This is a genomic window from Streptococcus chenjunshii, from assembly GCF_003086355.1.
Classification (GTDB): domain Bacteria; phylum Bacillota; class Bacilli; order Lactobacillales; family Streptococcaceae; genus Streptococcus; species Streptococcus chenjunshii.
In genome coordinates this window covers 1,430,191-1,452,449 of sequence record NZ_CP031733.1, presented here as the reverse complement: position 1 = coordinate 1,452,449, position 22,259 = coordinate 1,430,191, and the positions used below count along the sequence as shown (strand labels likewise).

General features: G+C 41.5%; 20 protein-coding genes. 19 read left to right on the top strand and 1 reads right to left on the bottom strand.

What is annotated here, in order from left to right; genetic code table 11:
* Window positions 1-284: 284 nt before the first annotated feature.
* The 19 genes from DDV21_RS07015 (at window position 285) to DDV21_RS06925 (ending at window position 21,460) form a co-directional block, all read left to right on the top strand.
* Window positions 285-884, top strand: a complete 600-nt coding sequence (locus tag DDV21_RS07015) for a glucosaminidase domain-containing protein (protein WP_116877687.1) — start codon at window positions 285-287, stop codon at window positions 882-884.
* A 456-nt stretch (window positions 885-1,340) separates the two neighbouring features.
* On the top strand, window positions 1,341-1,769 hold the full coding sequence (locus DDV21_RS07010) for a MerR family transcriptional regulator (RefSeq protein ID WP_374936029.1): 429 nt from the start codon (window positions 1,341-1,343) through the stop codon (window positions 1,767-1,769).
* Window positions 1,770-1,789: 20 nt separating this feature from the next.
* Window positions 1,790-2,242, top strand: a complete 453-nt coding sequence (locus tag DDV21_RS07005; protein WP_116877685.1) for a hypothetical protein — start codon at window positions 1,790-1,792, stop codon at window positions 2,240-2,242.
* Between the two features lie 22 nt (window positions 2,243-2,264).
* Window positions 2,265-3,179, top strand: a complete 915-nt coding sequence (locus DDV21_RS07000; protein WP_116877684.1) for an amidohydrolase family protein — start codon at window positions 2,265-2,267, stop codon at window positions 3,177-3,179.
* 11 nt (window positions 3,180-3,190) lie between these two features.
* Window positions 3,191-3,871 (top strand): putative quinol monooxygenase, encoded by a 681-nt coding sequence (locus DDV21_RS06995; RefSeq protein WP_116877683.1) that lies wholly within the window; start codon window positions 3,191-3,193, stop codon window positions 3,869-3,871.
* A gap of 538 nt (window positions 3,872-4,409) precedes the next feature.
* The gene (locus DDV21_RS06990; protein WP_116877682.1) at window positions 4,410-5,549 is read left to right on the top strand and encodes a low temperature requirement protein A; all 1,140 of its coding nucleotides are present in this window, start codon (window positions 4,410-4,412) and stop codon (window positions 5,547-5,549) included.
* Window positions 5,550-6,126: 577 nt separating this feature from the next.
* The gene (locus DDV21_RS06985) at window positions 6,127-6,666 is read left to right on the top strand and encodes an NAD(P)H-dependent oxidoreductase (RefSeq protein ID WP_116877681.1); all 540 of its coding nucleotides are present in this window, start codon (window positions 6,127-6,129) and stop codon (window positions 6,664-6,666) included.
* 93 nt (window positions 6,667-6,759) lie between these two features.
* Window positions 6,760-7,059: a YciI family protein gene (locus tag DDV21_RS06980; protein ID WP_116877680.1), complete on the top strand. Its 300-nt coding sequence runs from the start codon at window positions 6,760-6,762 to the stop codon at window positions 7,057-7,059.
* 18 nt (window positions 7,060-7,077) lie between these two features.
* Entirely contained in the window at window positions 7,078-8,037 is a 960-nt protein-coding gene (locus tag DDV21_RS06975; RefSeq protein ID WP_116877679.1) for an aldo/keto reductase, read from the top strand.
* Between the two features lie 119 nt (window positions 8,038-8,156).
* Entirely contained in the window at window positions 8,157-9,920 is a 1,764-nt protein-coding gene (locus DDV21_RS06970) for a 1-deoxy-D-xylulose-5-phosphate synthase (RefSeq protein WP_116877678.1), read from the top strand.
* A 419-nt stretch (window positions 9,921-10,339) separates the two neighbouring features.
* Window positions 10,340-10,720, top strand: coding sequence for a DUF1149 family protein (locus DDV21_RS06965; RefSeq protein WP_116877677.1), 381 nt, complete (start codon window positions 10,340-10,342; stop codon window positions 10,718-10,720).
* A complete protein-coding gene (locus tag DDV21_RS06960) occupies window positions 10,720-11,568 on the top strand; it encodes a DegV family protein (protein WP_116877676.1) in 849 nt (282 codons plus the stop codon). The genes DDV21_RS06965 and DDV21_RS06960 overlap by 1 nt, the downstream gene beginning before the upstream one ends.
* Before the next feature lie 10 nt (window positions 11,569-11,578).
* Complete coding sequence (gene dapB, locus DDV21_RS06955) at window positions 11,579-12,346, top strand: 4-hydroxy-tetrahydrodipicolinate reductase (RefSeq protein WP_116877675.1); 768 nt, start codon at window positions 11,579-11,581, stop codon at window positions 12,344-12,346.
* Window positions 12,343-13,560, top strand: a complete 1,218-nt coding sequence (locus DDV21_RS06950) for a CCA tRNA nucleotidyltransferase (RefSeq protein WP_116877674.1) — start codon at window positions 12,343-12,345, stop codon at window positions 13,558-13,560. Before dapB ends, DDV21_RS06950 begins: the two co-directional genes overlap by 4 nt.
* Before the next feature lie 721 nt (window positions 13,561-14,281).
* Window positions 14,282-16,153, top strand: coding sequence for an ABC-F family ATP-binding cassette domain-containing protein (locus tag DDV21_RS06945; protein ID WP_116877673.1), 1,872 nt, complete (start codon window positions 14,282-14,284; stop codon window positions 16,151-16,153).
* 22 nt (window positions 16,154-16,175) lie between these two features.
* Window positions 16,176-16,667 (top strand): GNAT family N-acetyltransferase, encoded by a 492-nt coding sequence (locus DDV21_RS06940; protein WP_116877672.1) that lies wholly within the window; start codon window positions 16,176-16,178, stop codon window positions 16,665-16,667.
* A 260-nt stretch (window positions 16,668-16,927) separates the two neighbouring features.
* Window positions 16,928-18,652 (top strand): ABC transporter ATP-binding protein, encoded by a 1,725-nt coding sequence (locus DDV21_RS06935; protein ID WP_116877671.1) that lies wholly within the window; start codon window positions 16,928-16,930, stop codon window positions 18,650-18,652.
* Window positions 18,653-18,666: 14 nt separating this feature from the next.
* Window positions 18,667-20,439: an ABC transporter ATP-binding protein gene (locus DDV21_RS06930; RefSeq protein WP_116877670.1), complete on the top strand. Its 1,773-nt coding sequence runs from the start codon at window positions 18,667-18,669 to the stop codon at window positions 20,437-20,439.
* A gap of 100 nt (window positions 20,440-20,539) precedes the next feature.
* Complete coding sequence (locus DDV21_RS06925) at window positions 20,540-21,460, top strand: AEC family transporter (protein WP_116877669.1); 921 nt, start codon at window positions 20,540-20,542, stop codon at window positions 21,458-21,460.
* 188 nt (window positions 21,461-21,648) lie between these two features.
* On the opposite strand, the gene DDV21_RS06920 is transcribed toward DDV21_RS06925, so the two are convergent.
* Window positions 21,649-22,155 (bottom strand): HdeD family acid-resistance protein, encoded by a 507-nt coding sequence (locus DDV21_RS06920; protein WP_116877668.1) that lies wholly within the window; start codon window positions 22,153-22,155, stop codon window positions 21,649-21,651.
* Window positions 22,156-22,259: the final 104 nt, after the last annotated feature.

Here is a 22,259-nt window from a genome sequence, read left to right as displayed (position 1 = left end):
CATTTTAGTTGCTTTTTCAAAGCTTTAACCGGTCTTTGTTTCTTGTTGGAATTGAACACGGCCTAAGTTCTTTGTAAAAAAGAGACGCAATTATAGAAAGCGCAAGCTGAGATACGAATGCGGCTGCTCTGTGAGCATAAAACTTCCTAGAAACTGAGGTTTCTTCGTCAGTTTTCCTATTTTTGCTGTGAGCTTTTCACAGCCTTTGTATCTTATGTTTTCGGCTGGTATTTTAAGAGACTTTTGTTATACTAATACATATTACAGGCAAAAGCGAGTATAGCATGAAAAAAATAAGATTAAAGAAAAAACAAAAAAATAACTTAACTATTTTACTTTTGCTTCTTTCTGTTTTGGCACTTATTTTTGCTGCTTATCAAGGGAAGGAAGAAGCAAAACAACCTGAGGAGACTTTTCTTCAGGATCAAACAACTCTTGATTTTATCAGGACTATCGGACCAACTGCTCAGGAAATTGCTGCAGCAAATGATCTCTATGCCTCAGTTATGATTGCTCAGGCTGTGTTGGAATCTGACAGCGGACAGTCTACACTCAGTCAGGCGCCTAATTTTAATTTTTTTGGGATAAAAGGTGACTATCTGGGGCAATCTGTCTCTATGCCTACTTTAGAAGATGACGGAAAAGGTAATATGTATCAGATTGATGCAGATTTCCGCTCTTACGGCAGTCAGAGAGAGTCTCTGCAGGATTATGCACAGCTTCTCCAAAAAGATATTTACAGAAATGTCAGAAGATCCTATGCGCACTCTTATCAGGAAGCTACTACAGCTTTAACCGGTACCTATGCTACCGATACGGCTTATGGAGAAAAATTGAATCACATTATTGAAGCTTATGGCCTGACTATTTATGATCGGTTTTGAGCAAGTAAGCCTTGACTTATAGTCTACTATAAGTAGTATAATAAAACTGTGTGGAAAACGGATGTACAAGCTAAAGTTCTGGCGGAAAAGACGAAATCTGTTGCGATGTAGGCGTACTGTTAAACAGCGCTAGTCATCTTGGCAGAGGTGCGCCAACGAAATCGAAGATTTCGGTCTTACCGTCAGCCGTAGCTGACTGAAGGCTTTGTCGTCTTGACTGCCGACCGCACCCTTCTAGTCATCTTGGCAGAGGTGCGCCAACGAAATCAAAGATTTCTGGCTTACCGTCTATTTTCTCTTTGCGTTTTTCACGTCCTTTGTATCTTGGTGGATTGAACACGGCCTAAAATCCTAGTGAAAAAGATGAAGTCTGTCGCGGTGTAGGCCACCGCTTGTCCTTCCCTATTTTCATACGGATTTCTTAACGGCCTTTGTATCTTGTTGAAGGTGAGTGTGCTGGTGGAGAAGACTTATACTATTACAGAAGTTAGTCAAAAATATAATATAAATGCTAATACGTTGCGCTATTATGAACGAATCGGGCTTCTGCCCCGAATTCCCAGACAAAGCAATGGCAATCGGTATTTTACGGAAGATTTGCTGAAATGGCTGGAGATGATTATCTGTCTGCGTCATTCTGATATTTCAATCGAGCGCCTGCTTGAATATGCTAATTTACTGCGGCAGGGCGAAGGGACCCTTGATGCACGGGAGACCTTGCTCCGGCAGCAACTGGAACTCCTGTATAAGAAAAAACAAAATTTACAGCGGTCAATTGACCGCTTAGAGCATAAAATTGCTCTTTATAAATCAGGAGAGATTGCTGAAGGGAATTCTTATTATGAAGAATACCGTATTTTTGCAGATCAGTCAGAAGGAGACTGAGACTAAGTGAGGGCAGCACAATGTTTTTTTATGATCTGACGATTGTCTTGACAGCTATGATGGCAGGTTTTATGCTTTCTTACTGTCTGACTATCGGCAGCTACTTTAATTATTTGTTAACAACCAAAAAAGATGATGGCTTTTCGGACTATTACAGCCCTTTCAGGCGAGAAAAGCATATTCCTAAGTGGTATGGAGCTTGTGTAGTTTGTCAATTTGCCACAGCTTTGCTCTCTTTATTGGTAAACTGGCAGTCAGGTCATTGGCCGGCAAGTCTAGGAGCAGTTTTACCGCTGATTCTGCTGCTTCTGGCTCACCGTTTAACGGGATTTGGAGAGAGCGAGGAGCTGATCAACAGCGGTAAAATTAATGATGTAAGGCGCCGTATTTACTTAAAGTGGAATCTGCCTTTACATTTTTCTTATTTTATTTTATATTTTGCGGCCAGTGTCTTTCTTATCTGGGCCAGATAATAGCAGAAGGAGTTTTTTAATAATGGAGAAGGTTGATGTTTTTGCTCATGTCCTCTTGCCTGAATTTTATCAGAGAATGCTCATGTTAGATCAGGATTTACCTAAGAAAATGCCTTTTATTCAAAACCCGCTTTTAGGTGATATAAATCTGCGCCGACAGCATAAAACGGCAGGTGTACGTCAGGTTATTTCTTATGTCAACATCAATCCGGAAGACTATGTGTCTGGAAAAACAGCTGCTCTTTTAACGAGAAAAGCGAATACAGAATTACTGCAGACGGTACAGGAAAATCCAGATTTGTTTGCTGGTGCTGTTGCTATGCTGGCGCTAAATAATATTGACGAGAGCCTGCAAATAATTGATGATTTTGTCATGGAACATGAGGAAATTTTAGGTGTTCAGCTTTTTACCAGACATTTAGGTCAGTCTGTTGCGGATCCTGCTTTTAAACCCATTTTTGCCAAATGCGCTCAGCTAGGACTTACAATTTGGCTGCACCCAGTTTTTGATGAGCGTAAGCCTGATAACAATATTGTATTTTCTTGGGAATACGAGCTGTCTCAAGCCATGATGCAAATTGTCCAAGCAGAGTATTTCCAAGAGTTTCCCAATCTAAAAATACTTGTCCATCATGCTGGGGCCATGATTCCTTATTTTGCTGGACGCATTGCGCATATTCTGCCTGCTCATCTGGCAGATGATTTTTCTAAATTTTATGTTGATACAGCCTTGTTGGGGAATACCAAGGCGTTAGAATTAGCCGCTGCTTATTTTGGAATCGGCCATGTTTTCTTTGGGACAGACGCTCCTCTTGGTATTCTGCCTGCTGGGGCTGGTAAGGAAATACTGGCAGCTATTGAGGAGATGGGGATTTCTCAGTCAGATAAAGAAGCGATTCTTTACCACAATTTTGCAGATAAACTATATAGAAAGTGAGAAAAACAAATATGGACAACCGTTTACAAAAAGCGCCTTTAATGAGAATTTTTAAGCTTAAAGTAGCATCGGATAAACTGACAGAGTTTTCAGAAATAGGTCAACATAATTTAACAACATCGATTGCAAAAGAGCCGGGGACTCTGGCTATGTACAGCACCTCCTCACCTGACGAGCCAAGTACTTTTTATATTGCTGAAATTTACGAAAATACTGAAGCTTATGAGAAACATGTTGCTTCTGAACATTTCCAGTCTTTCGCCAGCTTTGCTGCTGAGCATTTGACTGATCGTCTTGTTTATCAGCTGCACCCGCAGTGGCTGAAGGAAAAAGCAGAAGCCATATCTGCTCAAGGGAAGGACAGCTTAACAGTTAAATTAGCGGAGGTTGATGTTAAAACTGAGTCTAATCAGGCTTTTCGCGATATTGTTGTTAAAGAAATGGCAGCAGCAATGGAAAAGGAAACAGGTGTTTTAGCTATGTATGCAGCAACACTTGCTGACAATCCTGCTTCTTGGCGGTTTTTCGAAATTTATGCTGATAATGCAGCCTATGAAAAACACCGCCAAACTCAGCATTTTAAGACTTATATTGAACAGACTGCAGAGATGGTGCAAACCAAAAAATTATTAACGTTGACCGCAGATATACTGGTTAACCAAGGCGGCTTGTTTTTTGACCTATTTTTGTAGTGTTCTGATGCGGTGTGGAATATTTTAGTTCGGCATTTTCTGCTGACAGCTGTTCTCGTGAATGAAAGCAGGAGTAGCTGTTTCTTACTGCAAATTCCAGGTCATTGATATACCATGCCCTAAAATCCTAGTGAAAACGATGATGTCCGCTAAGATGTGAGAATACTGCTGGAGGCTGATTTAAAAATTCCCCCTTAATTTTGTCAGTGTTATGTGCAGTAGCCTAGTAGATTTTAGTAGCTTTTTCAAAGCTTTAAAATGTCTGCTAGGCCTTTGTGGGGGCGTTCGTTTAGGTCTGTGGTTCTGTTTCGTTCCCTAGCCGTCATGGCAGGGGTGCGTCTGCGAAATCGAAGATTTCTAGTTTACCCCCTATTTTCCTTTTGCGTTTTTAACGGCCTTTGTATCTTGATGGAATTGAACACGGCCTAAACGCTGCGAGAAAAAGATGGCCTGACTTAGAATCTGATGATTCGTCAGCCAGTCCCCTATTTTCTTTTTGCGTTTTTAACGGCCTTTGTATCTTGTGAGAGGAGAGATAATGTCGGTTGTTCAGCATAAAAAAGTAGAGTTGACAGAACTTTTTTATGATTTAGTTTATGTTTATGCCATCAGTCAGGTGACATCACTTATTCATCATGTTCATCATGGAATTGTGGAACCTTATGCCTTCTTTACTTTTTTTATCGGTTTAATTATTTTTATTAATTCATGGATGGTTCAGACTGTTTTTACCAATCGTTTCGGCAGCAATTCTCTGACCAATATTCTGTTTATGTTTGCTCAAATGATCTGCCTTTTAATTTCTTCAACAGCTGTTACAGAAGATTGGTCATCAGATTTCACTCTATTTATACTGCCGGTTGCCTTTATCTCTTTTATTTTGTTGTTACAGTATGTTGCTGAATATTTTAAAACAGATAATCAAGCTGATAAACAGTTCATTCGTCAGTTTTTCTATATTTTAGGCATTCGTTCTGCTGTTTTATTTTTAGCGGTATGGCTTCCGTATCAAATTGGTTTGCTGGTAGCAGCTGCCGGTATTATTTTTACTTGGCTTTTGCCTAGTATTTTAACCGCTCCTACTAAACGGATGATGCATGAAGGAGTGACTCCTTTAAGTTTTCCTCACCTGATTGAACGTCTGTCCCTTCTGGTGATTATTACTTTTGGAGAAATGCTTATTGGGATTGCTCCTTATTTTACAAGAGGACGGCTTTCTCTCGATTCTTTTTTGATTTTTCTGATTGTAACCAATCTTTTCATGATTTATATCGTAGAAATAGATCATTTGATTGATGTTAATACATCCGGTGTTTCAGGCAATGGGGCGATTTATTATCATTATCCTATTTTATTCGGTCTCAGTCTTGTAACAGTGTCACTTGGCTTTTTAGGCAATCAGGAGGCTGATAGCGGTTTTGCCCTGCTCATGCTCTATTTAGGGATTCTTTTACTTTTAGGAGCACTTTTTCTGCACGGTGCTTACAATAAAAAAACACACCGCTTCAATCGTTCTTTTTATCTGAGCAATTTTGGCTTGCTTGTCTGCGGTTTTGTTGTCAGTCTGTTTTTCCTTAATTCTGCCCATGTTTTGGTCATGATTGCTTTTTTGACAACAATGCTGATCATGATACTTTTTGTCCGTTTTAATTTAAAAAGGCTTAGCCCTGTTAATTAGGCTGCTATGCCTTTTTCTTATGGGCTGGTATAAGGATAAAGTATTTGACTTATAGTCAACTATAAGTGCTATACTGAAATTGTTAAATCGGAAAAGTGTGGGAATCTTATAGTCAAGGTCCTGTCTGACTTCCTGATTTACCGCCCGCCGTAGCCGTCTGAAGGCTTTGCTGTCTTCACAGCCGCCCGCACCCTTCTAGCCGTCCTGGCAGAGGTGCGTCTGCGAAATCGAAGATTTCGGACTTACCGTCAGCCGTAGCCATCTGAAGGCTTTGCCGTCTTGACAGCCGCCCGCACCCTTTCTAGTCGTCTTGGCAGAGGTGCGCAGACGAAATCAAAGATTTCGGGCTTACCGTCATTTCATAGGGATTTTTCATGGCTTTTATATCTTGTTGAATGAAACACGGCTAAGCTCTTTGCAAAAAAGAGGCACAATCGTAGGAAGCTTTAAGAGACGCTCGAGTGTGAGTGTTCTGTGAGTATAGAACTTCCCAGAAACTGAAGTTTCTTCGTTAGTTATCCTATTTTTGCTGTGAGCTTTTCGCGGCCTTTGTATCTTAATAAAAGGAGATGATCGTATGCAAACAACTGTCTTTCTATTCCATCCTCATCGCAGAGAGTCCAGAGTCAACCGGACTTTAGCGGAAACAGTAGAAAAAATTATTCCAGTACGTTATTTATATGATTTATATCCCGATGGAAAAATTGATGTTGCAGCAGAGCAGGCAGTATTAGAAAAAACAGATCGAATTGTTTTACAGTTTCCCATGTATTGGTATGGAGCTCCGTCTTTGGTTAAGGAATGGGAAAATCAAGTTTTACAGTACGGCTGGGCTTACGGAAGTTCCGGAAATGCCCTGCATGGTAAAGAGCTGGTTATTGCCATTACACCAGGCGCAACGCTGGCTGATTACAGCCACACGGGTTCAGCAAAATATACTGTTACAGAATTACTTCGTCCGTTTCAAGCAACAAGCCATTTGATCGGTACAATTTATAAGCGGCCCTTTTCTGTGGATGGCATGCAGTTATCAGATGAAGAGCTATCTCAGGCGGCTCAAGATTATGCAGCTTATCTTCTTGAGGACAATTTAATTACCTTAGGAGATTACGAATAGATGATCAGACTGATACTTGCTTATAAGACAGGTAGTCTCTGATTTTTGCTGTGAGCTTTTCGCGGCCTTTGTATCTTAATAAAAGGAGTTTGTATGTATTTGATTGATATTCAACTAAAAACGGATCGCATTCCGCCTGAACAGGCGGATGAGCTTTTGCAGGGACATCGTGCCTGGTTTAAGAAATATGCTGATGAGGGGAATTTCTTGGCAGTCGGTCCTTATACTGATCAGGATATGGCTGGACTTATTATCGCTCAGGCAGCTGATCGCGATAGTCTGAATGCTATTATCAGTCAGGATGTTTATGCGCCTGATAAAGCAGATTATAGCGTTCGTGAGTTTCAGGCTAATATTATTGCTGAGAATATAGCAGCATTCAAAGGAAAGTAAATAAAAGGAGAGGTTATAATGGCAACTGAACATAAAAAGGAAGCACAGATAGCTTTGGGAACTTGGTCGTGGGGTGTCGGCGGTTTTGCTGGCGGCAATGTCGTTTTTGGAAATGAATTAGATACTGAAGATTTAAAATCAGTTTTTGCTGAAGCTCTTTCGTCTGGACTCAATGTTTTTGATACGGCCTATGCATATGCAAATGGGGAATCGGAACGTATTTTAGGAGAATTGGCTGCGGATTATGATCGCAGTCAGCTTGTCATTTCTGATAAATTTACTCCAGGCATGCAGGATGATACGGCACCTGATCCAGTAGAAGCGATGCTGACTGGCAGTTTAAAGCGTCTGGGAACAGATTACATCGATATTTACTGGATTCATAATGCAGCTGATGTTGAACGCTGGACCCCTTATCTTGCAAATTTGGTGAAATCTGGCCGAGTTAGACGTATCGGTGTTTCTAACCATAGTTTGGAACAAGTTAAGCGTGTTCAGGAAATTTTAGCGCCGTCAGGTATCAAACTGGCAGCTGTACAAAACCATTTCAGTTTACTTTACCGCAACTCATTGACAGATGGTTTGCTTGATTATTGTAAAGAAAATGCGATTGATTTTTTTGCTTATATGGTTTTAGAGCAAGGTGCTTTATCAGGGAAATATGATGAAGATCATTTATTGCCGGCTGATTCTAACCGTGGAAAAACCTACAATCCGCTTTTTCCATCGCTTAAAGATCTGCTTGCTAAACTGCGGGCATTAGCAGATGATTATCAGGTCACCCCTGCTCAAATTGCTACTGCTTGGGCTATTGGCCGCGGTACTCGGCCGATTCTAGGTGTTACCAAAGTTGAACAGGTTCAGGATGCTCTCAAAGCCTCTGAACTGTCCTTAACCGCTGCAGAGCTTGATGCGTTAGAAGAACTAGCCGCAGCGTCAGGAGTAGATACTCGCGGAGGTTGGGAAGGAGAAGCGTAGTCATATAGCTGGCTGCAATAGTTAATAAGCCAAACTTTCGATTCAAAAAACCTTGACTTAAAGTATGCTTTAAGGTATAAAATATAGATAATAAAAATAAAAAGGAGTGTGTTGGCTACATGGTTTTAGAGAAGATTCAGTCTCCTGCAGACCTTAAAGGACTGTCTGCAGCAGAATTGCACCAACTAACCGACGAAGTGCGCAGTGTTTTGCTGACTAAGGTCAGTCAGCATGGCGGTCATAACGGTCCCAATTTGGGGGTTGTTGAAATGACAGTTGCTCTGCATTACGTTTTTAATTCACCGACTGACAAATTGATTTTTGATGTTTCGCATCAGTCTTATATCCATAAAATGCTGACAGGACGCCGTCAGGCCTTTACCGATTCCCAACATTATGATGATGTCTCAGGCTATACGAATCCTAAAGAAAGTGAACATGATTTATTCACTGTGGGGCATACTTCAACTTCCTTATCCTTGGCAAGCGGTGTTGCTAAAGCCAGAGATTTGAAGAAAGACAGCTATAATGTTGTAGCACTTATCGGTGATGGGTCGCTGTCGGGTGGTTTAGCCTATGAAGGACTCAATGCTATTGCGACTGCCAAGCGCAATACGATTGTGATTGTCAACGATAATGAACAATCAATTGCACCTAATCCCAAAGGAGGCATTTATACTGCCCTGCATTCCCTCCGCCAAAGTAAGGGAAAAACTCAGGATAATTTCTTTAAAGCGCTGGGGTATGATTATTATTATTTGGAGGAGGGCAATGATTTAGACAGCTTGATTGCACTTTTTCAAGAAGTTAAAGACAGTGATCATCCGGTTCTGCTCCATATCCATACGGTGAAAGGAAAAGGTTTTCGGCCTGCAGAAATCAATCGGGAAGCTTTTCATGCCGGCGGCCCCTTCAGTCTTGAAACAGGAGAGTACAGTTCTTCTGCAGGCAGCAGAGCAAGCTACAGCAGCATCACGACTGATTTTATAATGGATAAGATCAAGCAAGATCCTACCGTTGTAGCGCTCAATGCTGGTACGCCAATGTTGCTTTTTAATCCGGAACAGCGTCGAACAGTAGGAGAACAGTTCGTTGATGTAGGAATAGCTGAAGAACAGGCCGCGACAATGGCAACCGGTTTAGCCCAAAATGGCGCTAAACCAATTTGGGCGGTTTACTCAACCTTTCTTCAGCGGACTTATGATCAGCTGTCGCATGATATGGCACTGAACAATCAGGCAGGTACTGTTTTGGTGTACCTGGCTTCTGTTTACGGTATGAATGATGAAAGTCACTTAGGCTTTTTTGATATTCCATTTTTGGCACATATCCCTAATTTTGTTTATCTGGCACCAACGAATAAGGAAGAACATTTGGCCATGCTGGACTGGGCGATTGAGCAGACAGATCATCCTGTTGCTATCCGTGTTCCCGTTGGTCCTCTTAAAGAAAGCGGAGAGCCTGATACAACAGACTATTCCCATCTTAATAAAAATCAAGTCACTCAAAAAGGTTCACAGGTGGCTCTGTTTGGTCTGGGAAATTTCTACAGCTTAGCAGAAGAAATTGCAGAGAAGCTGGCTGCAGAGCATGGGATTGCTGCAACATTAGTTAACCCTAAATTCATTACCGGCCTTGATAAAGAGTTATTGGACTCATTAGAGACAGATCATAAACTTGTCGTTGCTTTGGAGGATGGGATTCTTGAGGGAGGCTACGGACAGATGATTGCCAGCTATCTTGGCAGCAAGAATCTTAAGGTACAGAATTATGGTATTGCTAAAGTTTATCATGATCGCTATGATACAGAGGAACTTTTAGCTGAAAACGGTCTGACAGCTGTCAATATCGTCCAACAGATTCTGACTGCCCTCAACATTTGACGAAACAAGGGAAGTAAAGATTTAAGTATTATGTAATAGCGGAAACCTTGATTTTTTGAAAAATCAAGGTTTTTCTATTTTTATTAGGATTTTAGATCAAGTTTAATTTAATAAGATGCTAAGGCCAGTCAAGGTGCAAGCAACACTTACACCCGTAAATCATTTGCACATCCATTCTATGATTATTACAGAGTCATATGTAAGTCAGTTTTCCATCCGGTATCTTGCTGCCTTAAGGTTGTGCTGCTTAGACATTTATATTTTTAAAAACAGACAAAAAGAAGACTGTGTTTTTACAAAAATACGATTGGAAAAGGTAATGTTCTTGAAGCGTTTACCGCAGTTAACAGCGAAAAATGCCTTTAATTAGAATTGTTTTTGTGCTATAATAAATATTATTGTCAATTTAGGAGAAAAGGATGAAAGTTGTACGTGAAAAGGAATTTGTCAATCAATATCATTACAATGCCCGCAATTTAGAATGGGAGAAAGATAATGGAACTCCTAAAACAGATTTTGAAGTTACTTTTCAACTGGTAAACAAGGATGAAAAGCAGAAGGAGACAGCTGTTGTGGCTGTTCTGCAGTTCATGGTTGTTCGTGACGATTTTGTCATCAATGGGGTCATTTCTCAAATGAATCATATTAAAAATCGAATTATCAATGAGCCAAGTGAATTTAGTCAGGCCGAGGTCGAAGGTTTGGCAGCTCCCCTGCTGGATATGGTTCAGCGTTTGACTTATGAAGTTACCGAAATTGCTCTTGATCAGCCGGGAGTTAATCTGGAGTTTAAAAACTAATGAAACTAGCAGTAATTACAGATTCAACAGCGGTTTTATCGCAGGAGCTGACAGGGCAGGAACATCTTTATGTTTTAAATATCCCAATTGCTATTGATGGGATCACCTATGTCGAAGGGCAAAATCTGACACTTTCTGAATTTTATGACAAGATGGCAGCTGCCAGCGAGCTGCCTAAAACCAGTCAGCCCAGTTTAGCAGAGTTAGATGAGCTGCTGAGCCAGCTGGCCAGTGAGGATTATACGCATGTCATCGGCCTTTTTTTGGCCGGCGGAATTTCCGGTTTCTGGCAGAATATTCAGTTTCTTGTTGAAGAGTATCCTAATTTAACCATTGCTTTTCCTGACAGTAAAATCACCTCCGGGCCGCTCGGCAGTATGGTAGAGAATATTTTTTATTGGCAGACTGCTGGGTTCACGTTTTCGCAAATTTTAGAAAAGCTGGATAGGCAGATTGAAGGAACAAGAGCCTTTATCATGGTGGATGATTTAAATCATCTGGTCAAAGGCGGACGTCTGTCCAATGGAACAGCTGTTCTTGGCACCTTATTAAATATCAAACCGATTCTTCATTTCGATGAGACCGGCACTATTGTTGTTTACGAGAAAGTCAGGACAGAAAAGAAAGCAATCAGGCGCTTGGTGGAATTGCTGCACGAACTGACAGAAGAAGGGCACTATGAAACGTTTATTATCCATGCTCAAGCGCAGGAAAAGGCAGACTATTTACAACAGATTTTGCTGGATTCCGGCTACAGTAAAAAGCTGAAAATCATTGCTTTTAATGGTGTCATTGCGACTCACTTGGGAAGAGGAGCAGTTGCCCTTGGGTTTACCCCGATTTTATAAGGAGTGTACTATGACAATTAATGTTATTATTGCAGGTTTTAAGGGCAGGATGGGTTCAACTGCAGTTGAGATGGTTAAACAGGACCAGGAGCTGCAAGTGGCTGCTTTGCTTGATCCTTTTGCAGAAGAAAAGGAAGCTGACGGCATTCCGGTGTTTACAAATAAGGAATCCATGCAGGGAATTTCAGCGGATGTATGGGTGGATTTTACGACGCCGCAGGTTGCCTATGAAAATACGCGTTTTGCCATTGAAAACGGCTTTGCTCCCGTGGTTGGGACAACTGGTTTTACGCAGGAGCAAATCACTGAACTGAGTGCTCTGTCTGCTGAGAAAAACATTGGCGGACTGATAGCTCCTAATTTTGCGATCGGTGCCATTTTACTGATGGAGTTTGCTGCCAAAGCATCTAAGTATTTTCCTGACCTTGAAATCATTGAGCTACATCATGATAAGAAAAAGGATGCTCCCAGCGGAACAGCAGTCAAAACTGCAGAGTTGATCAATCAGGTGCGTCAGCCTAAAAAACAAGGCGCAGCAGATGAAAGTGAAACGTTGGCAGGCGCCCGGGGAGCAGAGTTTGCCGGCTTTCGGATTCACAGTGTGCGGCTGCCGGGCTTAGTAGCTCACCAAGAGGTTATTTTTGGCGCAGCAGGTGAAGGACTGACTTTACGGCATGATTCATATGATCGAAGTTCCTTTATGAGCGGTGTTAATCTGGGAATCAAAGAAGTTGTAAAACGCAATCAGCTAGTTTATGGTTTGGAACACTTATTATGAGATTAAAAACTTTGCCTTCTGAATTTCAGAAGGCTTTACCAATCCTAAAAAAAATCAGAAAAGCCGGCTATCAGGCCTATTTTGTCGGCGGCAGTGTCCGCGATGCTTTACTGCACCGTCCGATTCATGATGTGGATATTGCTACTGATGCTTACCCGCAGGAAATTAAACAGATTTTCACCCGAACAGCCGATATCGGTATTGAACATGGGACAGTGCTGGTCTTGTATCAAGGGGGAGAGTATGAGATTACAACCTTTAGAACAGAAGATACGTATGTGGATTACAGGCGGCCGAGCAATGTCTCTTTTGTCCGATCCCTGTCAGAAGATCTGCGGCGCCGAGATTTTACAATAAATGCTTTGGCTTTAGATGAAGATGGACATGTTATTGATGAATTCACTGGTCTGTCGGACTTAAAACAGCAAATTTTAAGAGCAGTCGGGCAGCCAAACGAACGTTTTAAAGAAGATGCCCTGAGAATAATGCGAGGCTTCCGCTTTGCAGCCAGTTTTAATTTTCAAATTGAAAAGGCAACATTCGCTGCAATGGCGTCATGTGCTTCCCTTCTTGAGAAAATTTCTGTTGAACGGTCTTTTGTAGAATTTGATAAATTGCTTTTGGCTCCATACTGGAAACATGGACTCGAAGCGCTGATCGTTTCCGGTGCTTTTGCTTATTTACCTGGTTTAGAAAACAAAGAACCAGAGCTGTTTCGGTTAATTGAGGATTTACCTGATTCTTTTGTTTTTACGAGCAGTGAGCAGGCTTGGGCTTTTCTTTTATATGTGCTCAATCTTGCAGACAACCAGCATTTTTTGCGGCTCTGGAAGGTGTCTAATCATTTCCAAAAGACAGTACTTAACCTTTTAGCTGTTTATAGCCTGAGAGAGCAAAACCAGCTGGATGAAAAAATGGTTTACCAATACGGCAGAGAGCTGCTGTTGATAGTTGAAAACCTGCGGGAAGCACAGGGGCTGCCTGTAGCTTTTACTCAAATTGAAACACTCAATCAAAAACTCCCTATTCGCAGTAAAAAAGAAATGGCAGTTAACGGCGGAGTGCTGATTAAAGAGCTAGGGTTTAAGTCCGGACCGGATTTAGGAGCTGTTCTTGATGCTATTGAAACAGCCATTGTTACCGGTCAGCTAGAAAACAGCAAATCAGCAATCTTTGCTTATCTGCGCAGTTCACGGTCTGACAGTTCTTCTTGAGGGGCGTGGCAGGTCACTTTATTTAGTAATCTTAAAACAAGAACCGTTTTACTTTCTGCTGTTCTGCAGCCGTTTCAGTCTGAAATTGGAAATCAGTAGTGAAGAGGGGACTATATGCCTAGGATTTTGTCCCGCCTCGCACGGTTCTGTAGGCACTTAAAACTTTTAAATGCTGCTAGGCTGCTGCATCCTGCACAATACAAAAAGACTTAGAAGCTGAAGTTTTGCATTATTCTTTTAGTTGTTCTGGCAGAGGTGCGTCTGCGAATCGAAGATTTCGGACTTACCGTCAGCCGTAGCTGACTGAAGGCTTTGTCGTCTTGACAGCCGACCGCACCCTTCTAGTCATCTTGGCAGAGGTGCGTCTGCGAAATCGAAGATTTCGGACTTACCGTCAGCCGTAGCTGACTGAAAGCTTTGTCGTCTTGACAGCCGACCGCACCCTTCTAGTCATCTTGGCAGAGGTGCGTCTGCGAAATCGAAGATTTCGGACTTACCGTCATTTTCATACGTTTTTTTATAAGGCCTTTATATCTTGGTGGAATTGAACACGGCCTAAGAGCTGTGCAAAAAAAGAGACGCAATCGTAGGAAGCGCAAGCCGACGAGTGCGGCTGCTCTGTGAGTATAGCCTGTCTTAGAGCCTAGCGGCTCTTCGTCCAGTCTTCTATTTTTGCTTTGCTCTTTTAACGGCCTTTGTATCTTGGTGAGAGGGGGGAAAAATGAATGATTTTTTGGTGGAAAACCTGACGCAGTCAGTGGGGGACAAAACTGTTTTTGAAGGGATTTCTTTTATCATTCACGAACTGGACCGCATAGGGCTCATCGGTGTTAACGGAAGCGGAAAAACCACACTTTTAGATGTCTTATCAGGCAGCCATGGTTTTGCTGGTGACCGTGCACCTTTTTCTAAGAAAAATAACTATAAAATTGCTTATTTGACTCAGGAAGCTGAGTTTTCCGATGATAAGACAGTCCTAGAAACCGTTTTGTCTGCGGATTTACCGGAAATGGCTTTGATTCGTGAATATGAATTGCTTGTAGCCGATTATACAGCAGCTGATCAGTCCCGTCTTGACCGGATTATGTCAGAGATGGATGCCTTGTCCGCTTGGACGATTGAAAATGAAGTCAAGACAATCTTGTCTCGGTTGGGTATTCATAATCTTAAGCAAAAGACAGGAAGTCTTTCGGGTGGGATGCGGCGTCGGGTTCAGCTGGCACAGGTTCTTTTAGCTGATGCGGACTTGTATTTATTAGATGAGCCAACCAATCATTTGGATATTGAAACGATTGCCTGGTTGGCTGATTTTTTAAAAAGCCGAAAAAAAACTTTGCTGTTTATTACACATGATCGGTATTTCTTAGATAAACTGTCAACGCGTATTTTTGAATTAGATCAGGCAAAATTGACAGAATATCAGGGTAATTATCAGGACTATCTTCGTTTAAAAACTGCAGAAAATGAGCGTCAAGCAGCACAGTTACATAAACAAAAACAGCTCTACAAGCAAGAACTGAGCTGGATGCGCACTCAGCCCCAGGCCAGTGCCACAAAGCAAGAAGCTAGAATTAAACGCTTTAAAACTCTGGAAAAAGAACTGAAGAAAACGCAGTCACAAAATCAGCTTGAAATACAGTTTGAAAGTGCCCGAATAGGCAAAAAAGTACTCCAGTTTACAGATGTGTCTCTGACTTACGGAGGGAAAAGTCTGTTCAGTCATTTTAATTTGCTTGTTCAAAATAAAGACCGCATTGGTATTGTGGGGGCTAATGGTGTTGGTAAAACCAGTCTTCTTAATCTGATCAGCGGTGATTTGCAGGCAAGCCAAGGAGAAGTTGACATTGGCGAAACAGTCCGTGTTGGTTATTTTTCTCAGCAGATTAGAGGAATGGATGAAAATAAGCGGGTTATCACCTATCTGCAGGAAAAGGCCGAAACCGTCAGAACTGCCGATGGTCTCTTCAGCGTTGCTGAACTTTTGGAACAGTTTCTTTTTCCGCCAGCCAGCCACGGTAAGCTTATTGCTAAGCTGTCAGGCGGTGAGAAGAAGCGGCTCTACCTTTTACAAATTCTGCTTGAACAGCCTAATCTTTTGTTGCTTGATGAGCCGACTAATGACTTGGATATAGCGACTTTATCGGTATTAGAGCGCTTTCTGCAGTATTTTTCCGGTCCGGTTATTGTGGTTAGCCATGACCGCTATTTTTTGGATAAGGTAACCAATAAAATCCTCGCCTTTAAAAACGGAGAGATTCACCAGTTTTTTGGAAATTATAGTGATTATTTATCCGAAACCAAGGCAGAGAGAATAAAGGAAGCTACTCATTCGCAAGAGAAATCTCAGCTGCCTCCTGTGAAAGAAAAGCCAAAGAAAAAGCGCTTGTCTTATTTTGAGCAGTTGGAATGGGATACTATTGAAACTGATATCAGTCAGCTTGAAGCTGATATTGAAGAAATTACAGCTGCTATGCAGACTAACGCCAGTGATTATGAACAGCTGGCTGTATTGCAGACTCAGCTTGATGAAAAAAATGATGAGTTGCTGCAAAAATATGAGCGCTATGATTATCTCAGTGACAAGCAAGAATAAGCGTTTTACAGCGGAGTAGAAAATGATTCTTAGAGAAATCCAAAAAAAAGACAATCGGGCAGTTGCCCATTTAATAAGGCAGATCCTGACAGAGTTTTCCTTGGATAAAAAAGGGACAGCTTATTATGATCCCCAGTTAGATGATTTGACAGCTTACTACAACGAGTATGATAAGGCTGCTTATTTTGTTATAGAAGATGGCGGAGAGATTATTGCTTCCGGCGGCTTTGCTCCCATATCATCAGCTGTGGCTGAACTTCAGAAACTCTATGTTAAGAAGGAGTGCCGCGGAAGAGGTCTTTCAACTTTACTCATGGATAAAATTCTGAAAGAAGCCCAAAGTAAAGGCTATCAGCAGATCTATCTAGAGACAACCAGTCTCTTACCACAAGCTGTCAGTGTTTATAAAAAGTATGGCTTTAAACATTTGGATGCTCCTCTGGAAAATGAAAACGGACATTCAGCAATGGATATCTGGATGATAAAAACATTTAATATGGATTTAGAACTGTAGGCAAAGAGCTCCATTCGTACGAAAAGATAAGCGAATGACGACCGCAGCTTTTCATGGTCTTTGTATCTTAATGAACTGAACACGGCCTAAAATCCTATTGAAAAAGAGACGCAATCGTAGGAAGCGCAAGCTAACGTACGAGTGTGGCTGCTCTGTGAGTATGCCTGCCAGCGTGATGCAAGCATCACTTGTCAGACCCTATTTTCATACGGATTTTTATACGGCCTTTGTATCTTATCATAGTGTGGAGAAAGGAAGAGATGAATTATATTTGGTCTTATTTGAAAAATTATCCTAAGTGGTTAATTGCGGATTTTTTTGGTGCCCTCTTATTTGTTGTGGTCAATCTGGGACTGCCGACAGCTTTGGCGCAGATGATTAATCAAGGAATTACTGCAGGCAATCGCTCTGCTATCTATTTTTGGGCCGGCGTCATGTTTGTCATTGTGGTTTTAGGTGTTGTCGGACGAATTACAATAGCTTATTCAGCAGGGCGGCTGACGACTACCATGATTCGCGATATGCGCAATGATATGTATGATAAGCTGCAGGAGTATTCTCACCATGAATATGAAAAAATCGGTGTCTCTTCTCTAGTTACCCGAATGACTAGTGATGCTTTTGTTTTGATGCAGTTTGCAGAGATGTCTCTCCGCATGGGACTGATGACACCTTTAATGATGATTTCAAGTGTTATTATGATTTTAGTAACCAGCCCTTCTTTAGCTTGGATTGTAGCAGTAGCGGTTCCCTTTTTGATTTGGGTTGTCATCTATGTTGCCTTTAAGACGCGGCCGCTCTCTGAAAGACAGCAAAAAACATTGGATAAGATCAACCAATACGTCAGAGAAAATTTGACTGGGCTTCGTGTTATTCGGGCCTTCGCGCGTGAAGATTTTCAGGAGCAACGTTTTGCTTCAAAAAACGAACAGTATGAAACCATTTCAAATCGGCTTTTCAAACTGACCGGTTTAACAGAGCCATTATTTGTACAGATAATTATTGCTATGATTGTTGTCATTGTTTGGTTTGCGCTTGCTCCGTTAGCTCAGGGAACTCTCAAAATCGGTGATTTAGTTGCTTTTATTGAATATAGTTTCCATGCTCTTTTTTCCTTTTTGATGTTTGCTAATCTTTTTACCATGTATCCGCGGATGGCTGTTTCCAGCAAAAGGATTCAGGAGGCGATGAATCTGCCTATCTCCATCGATCCGAATGAAGGAGGCGTTACTGAAACAGAGACCAAGGGCTATTTGGAATTTCATAATGTGACCTTTGCTTATCCTGGCGAAACAGAGAGTCCTGTACTTCATAATATCAATTTCAAAGCTAAACCTGGTGAAACTGTTGCATTTATCGGAAGCACAGGGTCAGGGAAGTCGTCTTTGGTTAATTTAATACCGCGTTTTTATGATGTTACCCTTGGTAAAATTTTAGTTGACGGGGTTGATGTCCGAGATTACAATTTGAAAGCTTTGCGGCAAAAAATCGGTTTTATTCCGCAAAGGGCGCTTTTATTTACCGGAACGATTGAAGAAAACCTGAAGTACGGTAAAGAAAGTGCAACACTGGAAGAATTGGATAATGCGGCCGATATAGCTCAGGCTAAAGAGTTTATCGAAAGCCGTGAAGAACGGTTTGCGACTCACCTGGCAGAGGCAGGGAGCAATCTGTCCGGCGGACAGAAACAGCGGTTGTCTATTGCAAGAGCCGTTGTCAAAGAGCCGGAAATATATATTTTTGATGACTCTTTTTCAGCCTTGGACTATAAGACAGATGCGCAGCTGCGTGCCCGTCTGAGAGATGTTACAGGACAGAGTACAGTCCTTATTGTGGCACAGCGTGTCGGAACAATTATGGATGCCGATCAAATTATCGTTCTTGATGAAGGGGAAATTGTCGGCCGCGGCACACACGAGGAACTGATGCAGAGCAATAAGATTTATCGGGAAATTGCCAGCTCGCAGCTCAATACAAGTATGTAAAAAGGGAGGACATTGTGCATAAAGAAAGTGTTTTTTTACGTCTGTGGACTTATTTAAAAAACTATAAAGGCTCACTTTTTCTTGCTGTTTTCTTAAAAGTTTTGAGCAGCATTATGAATGTTCTGGAGCCGGTCATTTTAGGCCTTATTATCACAGAACTGACAGCCAACCTTTTAGATATGGCTAAAGGGATCAGCGGTGCAGCAATCAATACCGGTTATATTTTTGGAATACTGGTCATTTACTTTATCCGCGGCCTTTTCTATGAAGTCGGAACGTATGGCTCCAATTATTTCATGACTAATGCGGTGCAGCGGTCTATCCGTGATTTGCGCCGTGACTTAAGCGAAAAAATTAACAAGATTCCGGTATCTTATTTTGACAAGCACCAATTCGGTGATATGCTGGGACGTTTTACCAGCGATGTGGAAGTGGTCTCCAATGCTCTGCAGCAGAGTTTTCTGCAGATCATCAACGCCTTCTTAACTATTATTTTAGTCATAGCTATGGTTTTGTACCTAAACTTTACCTTAGCACTAATCGTTATCGCCTGTGTGCCGCTAACTTATTTCAGTGCCCGTTTTATTTTGCAGAAATCGCAGCCTTATTTTAAAAAGCAAGCTGATGCACTGGGCGATATGAATGGTTTTGTACAGGAAAATTTAACTGGTTTCAATGTGATTAAGCTCTACGGCCGTGAAGAAGCTTCTGCTGAGGAATTTCGAGAAATTACCGAGAATCTTCGGGATGTTGGATTTAAGGCCAGCTTTATCTCAGGGATTATGATGCCTGTTTTGCATGCTATCTCGGATATGGCCTATTTGATTATTGCCTTCATCGGCGGTCTTCAAGTACTATCTGGAACGCTGACAATTGGAAATATGCAGGCTTTTGTTCAATACACTTGGCAAATCAGCCAGCCTATCCAGACAATTACACAGCTGGCAGGAGTACTTCAGAGCGCTAAATCATCGTTGGAGAGAATTTTTGAAGTTTTGGATGAGGATAACGAGGTTAACAAGGTAACAGAGACCCTTAGCCATGATCTGACTGGAAGAGTTAGTTTTCATAATGTTTCTTTTCAATATACTGCAGATAAACCTTTAATCCGCAACTTTAACTTGGATGTTCAGTCAGGTGAAATGGTAGCCATTGTCGGTCCGACCGGTGCAGGAAAGACGACACTGATTAATCTGCTAATGCGTTTTTATGATGTCAACGAAGGCGCAATCACAGTAGACGGACATGACATCCGTCATCTTTCCCGTCAGGACTATCGCAGACAGTTTGGTATGGTACTTCAGGATGCTTGGCTCTATGAGGCTTCGATTAAAGACAACCTTCGCTTTGGCCAGCTTCAGGCTACAGATGAGGAAATTGTCGCTGCAGCAAAAGCAGCCAATGTTGATCATTTTATCCGGACCTTGCCGGGCGGCTATAACATGGAGATGAATCAGGAATCAAACAATGTTTCCCTTGGGCAAAAACAGCTTTTGACAATTGCCCGTGCTCTCTTGGCCGATCCCAAAATTTTGATTTTAGATGAAGCAACTTCATCAGTAGATACACGTTTAGAATTACTGATTCAAAAAGCGATGAGTAAACTGATGGAAGGCCGTACCAGCTTTGTTATTGCCCACCGTCTTTCAACTATTCAGGAAGCGGATAAAATTCTGGTGCTTAAAGACGGCCAAATTGTTGAACAGGGCAACCATGAAAGTCTACTTGCTGCTCAAGGTTTTTACCATGAATTGTATATGAGCCAGTTTGCAAAAACTCAAGCATAAGACTGTTCAGTGAATTTTAATCAAAAGCAGCCTCTCTCAGAAAAAACTGAGGAGGCTGCTTTTGATGTTGTGTTATAATAGAGGCAGTAGGGGGAATACTATGACAATTGCTGCTTTGATATTTGAAAAACTGCTTGTTTTGTTTTTGCTTATGGGGGCAGGGCTTTTTTTAGCCTACCGGCGAATTTTTACTAAAGAAATCACTTTGGAGCTGTCAAAATTATTGACTAGGTTTGTTGCGCCCAGTCTTTTCATCTCATCTTTTATCAGTCAGGAATTTTCTTGGGAAAAGTTGATTTTGCTGCTTGCTGTTATCGCTTCCGCTTTTTTGCTTATCGTTATCCGAATTATTTTAATGCCCTTGTTTCTGCCTAAAAACAGGAACACCGATAAATACGCTATTCTTTTTGCCAATGTTGGTTTTATGGGAACCCCCCTCGCTTTAGCAGTTGGCGGAAAGGAAGCAGTTTTCTTTATTTCAGGTTTTGTTGTAGCTAATCAGATTATGCAGTGGACCTATGGTATTTATCTGATTTCACAGGATAAATCAGTTATTAATTTACGCGGTGTTTTTATTAATCCGGCTATGATAGCAACGGTCATCGGCATACTCCTTTTTCTTTTGCCATTTAAATTGCCGGTCGTTTTAACCGATGCTATTGATACGTTTGCTCAGCTGAATACCCCCCTGTCCACTTTAGTGCTGGGGTCCTATTTTTACAAAACTGCTTTTAAAGATATTTTTCTTTATCCAGCAGCGTATTACACAGCTTTTTTACGTCTGTTTATGACTTCCTTTATCAGTATTTTGATTATTTGGCTTTTGCCGTTCAGCCTGTCAGCCGTTAAACTCGCTTTGACAATAGCTGTTATTTCACCGGCGGCGATGAATACAGCTCTGCTCAGTCAGGTTTATGGTGGTGATTATGAATACGGCTCACGCTTGGTGCTTTTAACAACTGTCCTATCTCTTGTGTCCATCCCAATCATGGTAGCCGTCGCCAGTTTTTTATACCTTTAAACCTGATACCATAGAAAAAAGCCCTGGTTTTTTGAAAAACCAGGGTTTTCTAAGATGTGGAGGCTGGGACAAAAGTCCTGCCTCGTTTTACTTTTTAAGACCTCATCCAACTGTGCGGAGGTGGGGCAACAAAATCGAAATCATTTTATGACAATTTACCGATTTTTGCCCACTCTCTTTCTAAAAAATTATCGCATATTAATAAAAGTATAGATAGCCTGTATGCCGATTCCCATAAATAGAACGGCAATGAATCTGCCGATAAGCGCAGCTGTCAAAATAGGCTGACCCAGAAGGATAAGTCCCAGAATAATTGTGAGAGCTGCGGAAAACAACAAAGGGCTGCTGCCTAATGCTCCAGCTCTGCGCAGCTGAATTCCGGCAGCCAGACGAAAGATACCGCTTAAAAGAACCCAATAAGCTAAGATAGTGATAACTGCACCTGAAAGAGAGAAAGCAGAGCTGCTTAATAAAACGATTCCAAAAGCGATAGAAAGAATACTCTGCAGCAAATCCCAAAAGGACCTGGTGTCTCTGCCGCCAGAAAAGTAACGCATCAAATTTGTCACCCCGGATACAAAAACTATCAAGGCTAGAAACCAGCCCAGACTCGCTACTGTAATCAATGGATTGGCAAAAAGATAAAAACCTGTCAGTATTGCAAAAATCCCTGCGATTAGTGGAAACCATTTCATATATATAATAACTCCTTAAATAAGATATAAAGGCCGTGTTCAATTCCATTAAGACGGCAAAGCCTTCAGACGTCTATGGCTGATGGTAAGTCTGAAATCTTTGA

Bases quoted from the DNA above. Each gene is read 5' to 3' on its own strand.
- DDV21_RS06970 (WP_116877678.1), top strand. From the start codon at position 8,157: ATGGTTTTAGAGAAGATTCAGTCTCCTGCAGACCTTAAAGGACTGTCT.
- DDV21_RS06990 (WP_116877682.1), top strand. From the start codon at position 4,410: ATGTCGGTTGTTCAGCATAAAAAAGTAGAGTTGACAGAACTTTTTTAT.
- DDV21_RS06985 (WP_116877681.1), top strand. From the start codon at position 6,127: ATGCAAACAACTGTCTTTCTATTCCATCCTCATCGCAGAGAGTCCAGA.
- dapB (WP_116877675.1), top strand. From the start codon at position 11,579: ATGACAATTAATGTTATTATTGCAGGTTTTAAGGGCAGGATGGGTTCA.
- DDV21_RS06960 (WP_116877676.1), top strand. From the start codon at position 10,720: ATGAAACTAGCAGTAATTACAGATTCAACAGCGGTTTTATCGCAGGAG.
- DDV21_RS06975 (WP_116877679.1), top strand. From the start codon at position 7,078: ATGGCAACTGAACATAAAAAGGAAGCACAGATAGCTTTGGGAACTTGG.
- DDV21_RS07000 (WP_116877684.1), top strand. From the start codon at position 2,265: ATGGAGAAGGTTGATGTTTTTGCTCATGTCCTCTTGCCTGAATTTTAT.
- DDV21_RS06920 (WP_116877668.1), bottom strand. From the start codon at position 22,155: ATGAAATGGTTTCCACTAATCGCAGGGATTTTTGCAATACTGACAGGT.
- DDV21_RS06925 (WP_116877669.1), top strand. From the start codon at position 20,540: ATGACAATTGCTGCTTTGATATTTGAAAAACTGCTTGTTTTGTTTTTG.
- DDV21_RS06945 (WP_116877673.1), top strand. From the start codon at position 14,282: ATGAATGATTTTTTGGTGGAAAACCTGACGCAGTCAGTGGGGGACAAA.
- DDV21_RS06940 (WP_116877672.1), top strand. From the start codon at position 16,176: ATGATTCTTAGAGAAATCCAAAAAAAAGACAATCGGGCAGTTGCCCAT.
- DDV21_RS06935 (WP_116877671.1), top strand. From the start codon at position 16,928: ATGAATTATATTTGGTCTTATTTGAAAAATTATCCTAAGTGGTTAATT.
- DDV21_RS07005 (WP_116877685.1), top strand. From the start codon at position 1,790: ATGTTTTTTTATGATCTGACGATTGTCTTGACAGCTATGATGGCAGGT.
- DDV21_RS06980 (WP_116877680.1), top strand. From the start codon at position 6,760: ATGTATTTGATTGATATTCAACTAAAAACGGATCGCATTCCGCCTGAA.
- DDV21_RS07015 (WP_116877687.1), top strand. From the start codon at position 285: ATGAAAAAAATAAGATTAAAGAAAAAACAAAAAAATAACTTAACTATT.
- DDV21_RS06950 (WP_116877674.1), top strand. From the start codon at position 12,343: ATGAGATTAAAAACTTTGCCTTCTGAATTTCAGAAGGCTTTACCAATC.
- DDV21_RS06965 (WP_116877677.1), top strand. From the start codon at position 10,340: ATGAAAGTTGTACGTGAAAAGGAATTTGTCAATCAATATCATTACAAT.
- DDV21_RS06995 (WP_116877683.1), top strand. From the start codon at position 3,191: ATGGACAACCGTTTACAAAAAGCGCCTTTAATGAGAATTTTTAAGCTT.